At 71.9% G+C, this 10,270-nt stretch carries 11 protein-coding genes and 1 pseudogene; 7 read left to right on the forward strand and 5 right to left on the reverse strand.

The window, feature by feature from the left end; translation table 11 throughout:
- The 6 genes from RWM17_RS08615 to RWM17_RS08640 form a co-directional block, all read left to right on the forward strand.
- Positions 1 to 1,381: trypsin-like peptidase domain-containing protein (locus RWM17_RS08615; RefSeq protein WP_314102736.1), on the forward strand; the 1,381-nt coding region annotated here is incomplete at its 5' end.
- 147 nt (positions 1,382 to 1,528) lie between these two features.
- Positions 1,529 to 2,572, forward strand: coding sequence for a glycosyltransferase family 2 protein (locus tag RWM17_RS08620; RefSeq protein WP_314102738.1), 1,044 nt, complete (start codon positions 1,529 to 1,531; stop codon positions 2,570 to 2,572).
- 9 nt (positions 2,573 to 2,581) lie between these two features.
- A complete protein-coding gene (locus tag RWM17_RS08625) occupies positions 2,582 to 3,388 on the forward strand; it encodes a CDP-alcohol phosphatidyltransferase family protein (RefSeq protein WP_314102740.1) in 807 nt (268 codons plus the stop codon).
- On the forward strand, positions 3,385 to 4,272 hold the full coding sequence (locus tag RWM17_RS08630; protein ID WP_314102751.1) for a glycosyltransferase: 888 nt from the start codon (positions 3,385 to 3,387) through the stop codon (positions 4,270 to 4,272). Before RWM17_RS08625 ends, RWM17_RS08630 begins: the two co-directional genes overlap by 4 nt.
- A gap of 60 nt (positions 4,273 to 4,332) precedes the next feature.
- The gene (locus RWM17_RS08635) at positions 4,333 to 5,628 is read left to right on the forward strand and encodes a CDP-glycerol glycerophosphotransferase family protein (protein WP_314102741.1); all 1,296 of its coding nucleotides are present in this window, start codon (positions 4,333 to 4,335) and stop codon (positions 5,626 to 5,628) included.
- A 100-nt stretch (positions 5,629 to 5,728) separates the two neighbouring features.
- Positions 5,729 to 6,037 (forward strand): helix-turn-helix domain-containing protein, encoded by a 309-nt coding sequence (locus RWM17_RS08640; RefSeq protein ID WP_123548159.1) that lies wholly within the window; start codon positions 5,729 to 5,731, stop codon positions 6,035 to 6,037.
- Here the strand turns inward: RWM17_RS08640 and RWM17_RS08645 are convergent.
- The 5 genes from RWM17_RS08645 to RWM17_RS08665 all read right to left on the reverse strand — a co-directional run bounded on the left by RWM17_RS08645 (position 6,027) and on the right by RWM17_RS08665 (position 9,555).
- Positions 6,027 to 6,311: a hypothetical protein gene (locus RWM17_RS08645; protein ID WP_314102743.1), complete on the reverse strand. Its 285-nt coding sequence runs from the start codon at positions 6,309 to 6,311 to the stop codon at positions 6,027 to 6,029. The two genes, RWM17_RS08640 and RWM17_RS08645, sit on opposite strands and share 11 nt — an antisense overlap.
- Positions 6,312 to 6,435: 124 nt before the next feature.
- A complete protein-coding gene (locus RWM17_RS08650) occupies positions 6,436 to 7,224 on the reverse strand; it encodes a hypothetical protein (protein ID WP_314102744.1) in 789 nt (262 codons plus the stop codon).
- 9 nt (positions 7,225 to 7,233) lie between these two features.
- Positions 7,234 to 7,998: an ABC transporter ATP-binding protein gene (locus RWM17_RS08655; RefSeq protein WP_314102746.1), complete on the reverse strand. Its 765-nt coding sequence runs from the start codon at positions 7,996 to 7,998 to the stop codon at positions 7,234 to 7,236.
- Positions 7,998 to 8,795, reverse strand: coding sequence for an ABC transporter permease (locus RWM17_RS08660; RefSeq protein WP_314102748.1), 798 nt, complete (start codon positions 8,793 to 8,795; stop codon positions 7,998 to 8,000). Before RWM17_RS08660 ends, RWM17_RS08655 begins: the two co-directional genes overlap by 1 nt.
- Positions 8,796 to 8,844: 49 nt before the next feature.
- Positions 8,845 to 9,555 (reverse strand): phosphocholine cytidylyltransferase family protein, encoded by a 711-nt coding sequence (locus tag RWM17_RS08665; protein ID WP_314102750.1) that lies wholly within the window; start codon positions 9,553 to 9,555, stop codon positions 8,845 to 8,847.
- Positions 9,556 to 9,919: 364 nt separating this feature from the next.
- On the opposite strand from RWM17_RS08665, the pseudogene RWM17_RS08670 reads away from it, so the two are divergent.
- A pseudogene (locus RWM17_RS08670) lies at positions 9,920 to 10,270 on the forward strand (hypothetical protein); the annotation flags it as partial.

Raw genomic sequence — 10,270 nt, forward strand, 5'->3', positions numbered from 1 at the left:
GTCGTACCAGCAGCCTGGTTCCTACCAGCAGCCTGCGTCGTACCAGCAGCCTGGTCCCCACCAGCAGCCCTCGTCGTACCAGCAGGGGTCGCAGTACGCGCAGGCGTCGTCGCCGCAGACGGACGCCTTCGGGCGGCCCGCAGCGGGCGGAGCACCGCAGGGTGCCGCCTCCTGGGCGCCTCCCACCTCGACGACGACGAAGCGCCGCGGCGGCAAGGGCGTCCTCGCGGCCGCCCTCGCCGTCGGCCTGATCGCGGGCGGCGCGCTCGGCGGCGTCGTGGGAGGAGTGGTCGCCGACGGAGGCGGCGGCACGACGGCCTCGAGCGGCCCGTCGCGTGAGCTCACGGTGAACGACTACGACGACGCCACGGCCATCACGGCCGTCGCCGCCAAGGCCACGCCGTCCGTCGTCACCATCAACGTCGCGAGCGGGTCGTCGGGCGGCACGGGGTCGGGCGTCATCGTCTCCGACGACGGCTACATCGTCACCAACACGCACGTCGTCACCCTCGACGGGGCGAGCGCCTCCGGCACGGTGACCGTCACCCTCAGCGACGGCAACATCCTGCCCGCCGAGGTCGTCGGCCTCGACCCCACGGTCGACCTCGCCGTCCTCAAGGTCGACGCCACGGGCCTCAAGCCCATCACCTTCGCCGACTCGTCCGCGCTCAACGTGGGCGACACCGCCGTGGCCATCGGGGCGCCGCTGGGGCTCTCGAACACCGTGACCGACGGCATCGTGTCGACCCTGAACCGCAGCATCACCGTCCAGTCCTCGGCCGCGCCGAGCGACGGCAGCGACCAGGGCGACCAGGGCGACAACAACGGCCAGGGCCCGTTCTCGTTCAACAACGGCGACGGGGGCACCCAGAACCAGGCGAGCAGCGTCATCTCGCTGCCTGTGATCCAGACGGACGCGTCGATCAACCCCGGCAACTCGGGCGGCGCGCTGCTCGACGCCAAGGGCGACCTGATCGGCCTGAACGTCGCCATCGCCAGCTCCGGCTCGTCCTCGGGCAGCATCGGCGTGGGCTTCTCCATCCCCTCCGCCCTCGTGCAGCGGGTCTCGAAGGAGATCATCGCGAACGGCAGCGCCACCCACGGGCTCCTCGGCGCGAGCGTCGACGACGCGGCCACGGCGCAGGGCGCCGACCGCGTCGGAGCGCTCATCGTCGAGATCAGCCAGGGAGGCGCGGCCCAGGAGGCCGGCCTGCGTGCCGGCGACGTGGTCACCGAGTTCAACGGCATCGCGGTCACCAGCCGCACCGACCTGACCGCCCAGGTCCGGTTCCTCGCCGGGGGCGCCACGGCCGAGCTGACGTACGTGCGGGACGGCGCGGAGGCGACCGCCCAGGTGACCCTGGACACGCTCACGAGCTGACCTCGGGGACGACACGGCTCCTCCTCAGGGCGGACCGGGGCAGCTGCGGCCCCGGTCCGCCCTGTGGCCTTGGTAGGCTCGGCGGGATCTCCGCGGGGCTCCGGTCTCGTCCGCCAGCGCGTCAGCGCCGCATCCCGAGGCCCCTCCATGACCTTCCCCGACAGCCCGGCGCCCGGCGTGTCCTACGTCATGCCCGTGCTCAACGAGGAGCGAGAGATCCGTGCCGCGGTCGAGAGCCTCGTCGACCAGGACTACGAGGGGCCGTTCGAGGTCCTCCTGGCCCTCGGGCCGAGCGTCGACGGCACCAACGAGGTCGTCGCGGCCATGTCGGCAGCCGACCCCCGCATCCGCACCCTGCCCAACCCGGTCGGCTCGACGCCGGCGGGCCTGAACGTGGCCATCCGCGCCAGCGTCCACCCGATCACGGTGCGGGTCGACGCGCACTCGGTGCTCCCGCGGGAGTACACGCGGCTGGCCGTCGACGCACTGCGCCGCAGCGGCGCCGACAACGTGGGCGGCATCATGCTGGCCGAGGGGCGCACGCCCTTCGAGAAGGCCGTGGCCCGCGCGTACGGCAGCCGGGTCGGGCTCGGCGGCACCCCCCACCACGTCGGAGGTGCGGAGGGGCCGACCGAGACCGCCTACCTCGGCGTGTTCCTGCGCCACCGCCTCCTCGAGGTGGGCCTGTTCGACGAGGGCGTCAAGCGCGGCCAGGACTGGGAGCTCAACCGCCGGCTCCGCGCCTCCGGGGGCACCGTCTGGTTCACGCCCGACCTCGTGGTGACGTACCGTCCGCGACCCAGCCTCCGCAAGCTCGCCCGGCAGTTCGTCGCCACGGGGCTGTGGCGCGGCGAGCTCGCGCGGCGGTTCCCCAAGGCCAACACGCTCCGCTACCTCGTGCCGCCCGCGATGGTGGTGGGCGTCGCCCTGGGCGTGCTGGCCGGGCTGGTGGGCCTCGTCGGCGCGCTGACGGGGACGGCGGCGGCCTGGGCCCTGCTCGGGCTCGTCGTGCCGGGTCTCTACGTCGCGTTCGTGGTGCTGGCCGCCGTCCTCGTGGCCCGGGGCGACGGTCTCCGCACGCGGCTGTGGTTTCTCGTAGTCTTGCCTTCCATCCACTTCGGCTGGGGGCTCGGCTTCGTGGCCGGGTTCCTCGACCTGACGGGGAACATCACCGCGCACACGGGAAGATAGCCTCACGCCATGACCGCGCTGCCCACGCGTCCCACGTCCATCGCCGAGCTGCGACGGGTGGCCCAGCCGCCCGAGGTCCGCAGCCGCGCCAACGCCGAGCACTGGACGGCCTCGCTCTACCTGCGCGACGTCTCGCCCTACCTCACGTGGTGGCTGCTCAAGACGAGCGTCACCGCGAACGGCGTCACCGGGCTCATGATCCTCACGGGCTGGGCCACCGCCGCGGCGCTGCTCGTGCCCGGCATCGGCGGCGCGATGCTGGCCCTCGTCCTCGGCCAGCTGCAGATGCTGGTCGACTGCTCTGACGGCGAGGTCGCCCGGTGGCGGGGGACGAGCTCGCCGGCCGGGGTGTTCCTCGACAAGGTGGGGCACTACTCGACCGAGGCCCTCATCCCCGTGGCGCTCGGGGTCCGGGCGGCCGGCTGGCCGTTCGACGTGCCCGCGGACTGGCTCTGGACGACGCTGGGAACGGCGCTGGCGCTCGTCATCGTCCTCAACAAGGCCCTCAACGACATGGTGCACGTGGCCCGGGCCAACGCCGGCCTGACCCGCCTCGAGGACAAGCGCGGCGGCGCGACCGTCCCCAGCGGGCGGCTCCTGTCGCGACTCCGTTCCGCCGCCCGCTTCGTCCCGTTCCACCGCCTCTACCACTCCGTCGAGCTGACCATGCTCGCCTTCGTCGCCGCCCTCGTGGGGCTGGTCGTCGGCGAGCCCCTCGCGGACCGCGTGCTCGTGTCGCTGCTGCTGCCGTTGTCCGTGGTCGCCCTGGTGGGCCACTTCGTGGCAATCATGGCGTCGAAGAGGGTCCGCTCCTGAGCGGCGAGGCGGCTCGGTCGACACCTCGTGTCGGGGTCGTCAGCCTGACGCAGGGTCGTCGGCCCGACGACCTGCGTCGTGGCCTGGAGAGCGTCCTCGCCCAGGTCGGAGTCGAGGTCGACGTCGTGTGCGTCGGCAACGGCGGGGGGCCCGGCCCCGTGCCCGAGGGCGTGTCCGTCCTGACCCTCCCCGAGAACGTCGGCATCCCCGCTGGTCGGAACCGCGGCGCCGAGCGCGTGTCGGGCGACTGGGTCTTCTTCCTCGACGACGACGCCAGCATCCCGTCGCCGACGTTCCTGGCCGACGCCGTCGCCCTGATGCAGCGCGAAGGCGACGTGGGGCTCGTGCAGCCCCGCGTCGTCGACGCGTCCGGAGCGACGTCGCCGCGCCGGTGGATCCCACGGCTGCGCAAGGGCGACCCCGCCGAGGCGAGCGACGTCTTCTCGGTCTGGGAGGGCGCCACGGTGATGCCACGAGCGGTCTTCGACGCCTGTGGTGGCTGGGGAGAGCCCTACTTCTACGCCCACGAGGGGATCGAGCTCGCCTGGCGAGTGTGGGCCCAGGGGCTCCGGGTGCGGTACGAGGGCGGTCTCGTGGCGCACCACCCCGCGATCGACCCCGCGCGCCACGCCGAGTACCACCGGCTCAACGCCCGGAACCGGGTGTGGCTCGCCAAGCGGAACCTGCCGTGGCCGCTCGTCCCCGTGTACGTCGGCAGCTGGACGGCGGTGCAGGTGCTGCGCTGGGCCTCGACGCCGGCCCGCCTCAGGGCCTGGTTCGGCGGCTGGGCCGAGGGCTGGCGCACGTCTCCGGGTGGCCGTCGGTCCATCGGTTGGGTAACGGTCCTGCGCATGTCCAGGTCCGGTCGACCCCCGGTGATCTAGCCTGGGACACCCCGGTGCGCGACGGTCGTCGGGCACATCAGCACCACAGGAGGACCCTCCGTGCCCTTGAAACGGGATCTCGCGCTCGCCAGCGGACTGGCCTCGCGCGCCTGGAAGTCACGGCGTCAGCGTCGGCGCCTGGAGAAGCTCGGCGACGACGGACGCCGGCCGGAGCCCGGGACGGTGCGCGTCGCGGTGTACTTCGCGGACACCTCCGTGAACATGTACCAGATCCGCCAGTGGTACGCGCCGTTGGCCCATCTCGCCGAGACCGTCCCCGTCGCGATCGTCGCGCGGTCGCCGGGGGCCATGCTCGCCCTGCTCGAGGAGTCGCCCGTCCCTGTCGTCTACGCACGCCAGGTCGTCGACCTGGAGGAGTTCGTCGACTCGCACCCCCTCGCGATGACCCTGTACGTCAACCAGAACGCCAAGAACTTCCAGATGATGCGCTACGGGCGCATGTGGCACGTCTTCGTCAACCACGGCGAGAGCGACAAGATGTACATGACCACGAACCAGTTCAAGGCCTACGACTACGCCTTCATCGCGGGCGACGCTGCCCGGGCGAGGCTGGAGGTCGCCCTCTGGGACTACGACCTCGACCGTCGTGCCGTGCCCATCGGCCGACCCCAGGCCGACCACGCTGCGGGGACGCCCCCGTTCGAGCCCGACGACCGCATCGTCGTGCTCTACGCCCCGACCTGGGAGGGCGACCGTCCGGCGGCCACCTACGGGTCCATCGCGACGCACGGCGTCCGTCTGGCCGAGGCGCTGCTGGCGTCGGGACGCCACCGGCTCGTCTACCGTCCGCACCCTCGCAGCGGGGTGGTCGACCGTGACTACCGTCGCGCCCACGAAGCCGTGGTGTCGGCGATCGAGGCCGCGAACGCGGCGACGCCCGGAGCCGGTCACGTCTACGACACCAGCCCCCAGCTCGGCTGGCAGCTCACGACGGCGGACGTCGCCATCACCGACGTCTCGGCGATGATCTACGACCGCCTCGCGACGGGCCGGCCCCTCCTCGTGACGAGGCCGGCGTCCGCCGAGGCGGACGTCGACGAACGGGGCTACCTCGGAGCCGCCGAGTGGCTCGGGGCCGCAGAGGCCGGCGACGTCGTCGACGTGGTCGACCGCGTCCGTGACGACCCGGAGGCACGTCGACGCCTCGAGCACTGGGTCCACCGGTACTTCGGCGACACGACTCCCGGGGCCGCCACGCGGCGGTTCGAGGAGGCGGTGCTGCAGCTCGTCGAGCGGAGGGACGACTTCGCCCGGCGCGCCGGTGCGTCGGACACCGGTGTGTCGGACGCCGGCGCGCCCGGCACCGACTCGTCGGGCGGCACGACCGCCTCCTAGGCTCGGCGTTCTCGAGCGGAGAGGCATGCAGCGCTCGTGTCTGTGGCATCCAGGCGTGTAGGATCTGGCATCTCATCGCTGAGGGGCGTATCCATGAGGCATGCCCGATCCGTCGTCTCCTGCTGCCCTGCTCTTCGGTGAACGTGTCCGCGGCGAGCGTCAGCGCCTCGGGCTCAGCCAGGACGAGGTCGCCCACCTCGCGGGGATGAACGTGTCGAACTACGGCAAGATCGAGCGCGGTGTCGGCAACCCCGTCCTGCACACGATCGTGCGACTCGCCGCGGTGCTCGGCGTCGACCCGGCCGTGCTGGTCGGCGGCATGTCGGGCGATCACCTGCCGCCCGTGCTCGAGGCCTTCTCGGCTGCCGACTACGTGGCGGAGCGTCGCGCCCGCGCCGTCAGAAGCTGAACCGCCAGAGGTACTCGTCCCGGGACGGCCGGAACCACCGCACCACCGCGATCGAGCTTGCCACGAGCTCGGGGCCGATGACGCTCAGGGCCAGGGACTGCCCGGGAGCCAGGGTGCCGGTGCTCACGGGCACCAGGAGGCCCGAGCCGAGCAGGGTGACCCTCAGGGACGACACGGTCTCGCTGCCGTCGTTGACGAGGCGCAGGATCCGCGGCCCGCGTGAGCGGTCGAGACGGAAGGGGACGCTGTAGGCGGGGGGAGCTGTCACGGTCATGCCGTGACGGTAGGCCGGACCCCCGACCCTTCCCGCTCCGCCCTGTGGATCGAGCCCTGTCGGGGGAGGAACGACCTCCCGCAGCACGGCGACTCCGAGGCGGTCCGTCGGGCCGGCAGGTGCGTCAGGCCCCGAGCTCGACCGGGAAGGAGGCGGGAGCCGGTCCGAACGCGTCCCTCGCGCTCCCGACGACCTTGCGTCCCAGCAGGTGGTTGCCGGTGCCGCCGACGACCGCGCCGATGCCGAACGGGACGGCCCTGCCGAGGACCGTGGCGGTCTGCGACGCGGCGAAGCGCCGGACGAAGTGCTTGCGGACGGTGTCGGTCAGTCCGCTGAGGGCGGTCTTGGGGAGCTTCTGCGTGACCAGCTCGCCCCAGAACGCGCTGCGGGCGGGGGCCGTGCCGAGAGCCTCCCCGGCGAACTGCCGGACGAGGGTCGCGCCGGGAGCGCCCATCATCATCGTCATGACGAGTGCCCGGGCGCGTTCCGGGTCGGTGACGGCGATGCCGTGCACCTCGGTGACGGATTGGGCGAACAGGGCGCTCGCCTCGAGGAACCCCGCGGTCTCCACCCCGGAGAGGGCGAGGGAGATGCCCCAGCCGACGCCGGGGATGACCGCGCTCGCCCCGACGGCCGCCCCGCCGGACGTGACGGCCGCCAGGTACTCGCGCTCGAGGATGCGGATCAGCTTGGCCGGGTCGGCCTTGCGGTGGCGACGCCGCAGGGCTGCGACGTGCTTGACGACGACGGGCCGCTGGACGGCGAGGAGGCGGTCGAGACGACGCAGCCACGCCGAGTCGACGACCTGGCCGCCCTGCGACGCGGCCCGGTACGGCTCGGGAGACCCGGTGTCGGGATCGATGCGGACGAGATCGTCCTCGGCGGGACGGGGCGAGACGTGGCGATCGGGCATCACCGGATGCTACGCCGCGGGCCGGGGAGGATGATCGGAGGCGTACCGGGCGAGGGCCTCGTCGAGCGGGCCGTCGAAGACCAGCTCGCCCTTGTCGAGGTAGAGGCCCCGGCCGCAGAAGCGCTTCAGGTCGCGCTCGTTGTGCGACACGAGGAACAGTGTGCGGCCGTCGGCCAGCATCTGCTCGATCCGCCCGTAGCACTTCTCGCGGAAGGCCTTGTCACCCACCGCGAGGACCTCGTCGACGAGGATGACGGGCTCCTCGAGCCGGGAGATGACGGCGAACGCGATCCGGACCTTCATGCCGCTCGAGAGGTGCTTGTACGGGGTGTCGACGAAGGCGGCGATCTCGGCGAAGTCGATGATCTCGTCGAAGCGCTCGTCGATCTCGTCCCGGCGCATGCCGTGGAGGCCCGCTGTCAGGTACACGTTCTCGCGCACCGTGAGGTCGGCGACGAAGCCGCCGGTGATCTCGATGAGGGGGGCGACTCCTCCCGAGACCGAGACGGACCCCGTGTCGGGGAGGATGACCTCGGCCACGAGCTTGAGCAGCGTCGACTTGCCCTGCCCGTTGCGGCCCACCACCCCGATCGCCTCGCCCGCGCGGACGTCGAACGAGACGTCGCGCAGGGCCCAGAACTCGCCGGGGCGCGACCGCCGGCTCGAGTCGGAGAAGAGGTCCTTGAAGGAGCGGCGCCCGCGGCGGTTGCGGCGGAACCGGATGCCGACGCCCTCGACGCGGATGACGGGCTGGTCGCCGGTGGGGGGAGCCATCAGATCTCCTTCAGCACGGCGCGTTCGCTGGCCCGGAACACCACGAGGCCGACAGCGAGGAGGAGGAGGCACATGCCGCCTCCGACGAGGATCTCGAGCAGGTCGAGCTGCTCGGGGAAGAACGCGGACCGGTAGAGGCCGAAGATCCCGCTCAGCGGGTTGAAGGCCGCGAGGAGGTGCAGGCTCTCGGGCAGGTCGCGGGTGCCGTAGATGATCGGCGACGCGTAGAAGAGGAACCGGAGGGCGAGCTTGGTCGCGCGCTCGAGGTCACGGAAGAACACGACCAGGGGGGCGACGATCAGCCCCACTCCCGCGACGAGCACGGTCTGCATGACCATCGCGAGGGGCAGGAAGACCACCTGCCAGTGCAGCTCGGCGCGGCCGAGCACCGCGAACAGGGCGAGCACCGGCAGGCTCAGGGCGAACTCGATGCCCTTCGAGCCGACCAGGCGGAAGACCCAGATCGTCCGGGGGATCTTCGTCGACCGCACCAGCTTCGCCTCGCGGATGAACGCCCGGGTGCTGTCGGAGACCGCTCCGTTGAACCACATCCACGGGAGGAGCCCGCTCAGCAGGAACACGATGTACGGATCTTCGCCGACCGACCGCTGGAAGACCACCTGGAAGACGAAGAAGTAGATCCCCGCCATCACCAGCGGATCGAGGATCGACCAGACGTAGCCGAGCGCGGACGTCGAGTACCGGACCTTGAGGTCACGGCTGGTCAGCAGCCACAGCGTCTGGCGGTACCGGGCGGCCCCGGTGCGCCGGGGTCGATCGGCCAGGGCTGTGCTCACGGGTGTCCTCGATCTCGGGGGACATCCCGGCCGACGGGGCGGACCCCGGTCACACGAAGAGGTTCGCGCGCTCCAGGTCCTCGGCGAAGTCGACCTCGACGGCGTAGAGGTCGGAGATGTCCACGGGCTCAAAGAGTAGCCCGTTCTGCTCGATCGCCAGTTCGATGCCGCGCTCGAAGTAGTCCTGCGCGTCGACCTTGGCGAGCTGGCGCATGAGGACGGCCTTGTCGGCCTTGGCGACGAAGTTGATGCCCACCGCCTCGCCGAGGCCGCCCACGACCTGCTTGGACAACTGTGCGATGTAGCCCTCGGCGGTGGTCGTGTACTTGACCTCTTCGTCGGACACCTTGGAGGTGTTGACGGCGACGAACGACTGCTCGTCGCGGACCTGGCGTGCGGCACGGCGCAGCGCCTCGGGGTCGAACACGACGTCGCCGTTCATCCACAGGACGCCGCCCGACGTGCTGGCCCGCAGCGCGCGCAGCAGGCTCTTCGAGGTGTTCGTCTGGTCGTACTGCTCGTTGTAGACGAAGGAGGCGGTGGGGAACGCCTCGACGATGTGCTCGAACTTGTAGCCGACGACGACGGTGATGCGGGCGTCGGGCCCGAACGCCGACCGGATGTTGTCGAACTGCTGCTGCATGATGGTGCGACCGTCGCTCAGCTCGGTGAGCGCCTTGGGCAGCGAGCGACCGAGGCGGCTGCCGAGGCCGGCGGCCAGGATCACGATCTGGGGGGCGGTGCTGTCTGTCTTGCTCACGTCTGTCTCCTCGTGGGGCTGGCCGTCTGCCTGTCGTTCCGTGCCGGCCGGTGGTGAGGGCCGTCTCGGTGCGCCGCCTGGACCTCGGATCGGAGATCCGTGGGGCGGGCCCCGGGTCTGGACAGGTGTTCGGTCGTGCTTCTGGGTCGTGCCCCGGGAGGTGCGGTCGGGCGCCGTCTGTGGCGCCCCTCCGTCTGGTGTTCGGGCGGCGTTCACCCTCGGGACTCGATGTGGACACGTCGTCGTGCTCGCCCAGACTACAGCGAGCACTCGCTCAGCGGCAGGTGCTGGTCGAGGTCGTGTCCCTTTCGTGATCGTCCTCAGGGCGGGCGTGCCGGACTCGCTCGCTTGGTACGGTGGTGCGATGGCTTCCGTGCGCGACGACCAGGAGGGTGCCCTGCACCCCGACGAGGCGACGCGCGGCGGCGGGGACACGCTTCACCGGGGGGATCAGATGGACGACGAGGCGACGCCGACGGACGCACCGGACGGGGTGGCGACGGTCGACGAGCCCGGCCAAGGCGCGACCGGCCAGGGCACGACCAGCCAGCGAGAGCAGACGGGACGCGAGCGGACCCCCTCCCGAGGAGGCGCCTCTCCCGCCCCGAGGAGCCCTCGGACCACGTCGGCCGGCCGCAAGCCCGCCTCGACCCGGACGGCAGCCGACCGGTCGGCCGCCGCCAAGAAGGCCGCGGCCACGCGGGCCGCGAACGCG

This window comes from uncultured Frigoribacterium sp., from assembly GCF_963515265.1.
Classification (GTDB): domain Bacteria; phylum Actinomycetota; class Actinomycetes; order Actinomycetales; family Microbacteriaceae; genus Frigoribacterium.

Bases quoted from the DNA above. Each gene is read 5' to 3' on its own strand.
- RWM17_RS08620 (WP_314102738.1), top strand. From the start codon at position 1,529: ATGACCTTCCCCGACAGCCCGGCGCCCGGCGTGTCCTACGTCATGCCC.
- RWM17_RS08625 (WP_314102740.1), top strand. From the start codon at position 2,582: ATGACCGCGCTGCCCACGCGTCCCACGTCCATCGCCGAGCTGCGACGG.
- RWM17_RS08640 (WP_123548159.1), top strand. From the start codon at position 5,729: ATGCCCGATCCGTCGTCTCCTGCTGCCCTGCTCTTCGGTGAACGTGTC.
- RWM17_RS08645 (WP_314102743.1), bottom strand. From the start codon at position 6,311: ATGACCGTGACAGCTCCCCCCGCCTACAGCGTCCCCTTCCGTCTCGAC.
- RWM17_RS08650 (WP_314102744.1), bottom strand. From the start codon at position 7,224: ATGCCCGATCGCCACGTCTCGCCCCGTCCCGCCGAGGACGATCTCGTC.
- RWM17_RS08655 (WP_314102746.1), bottom strand. From the start codon at position 7,998: ATGGCTCCCCCCACCGGCGACCAGCCCGTCATCCGCGTCGAGGGCGTC.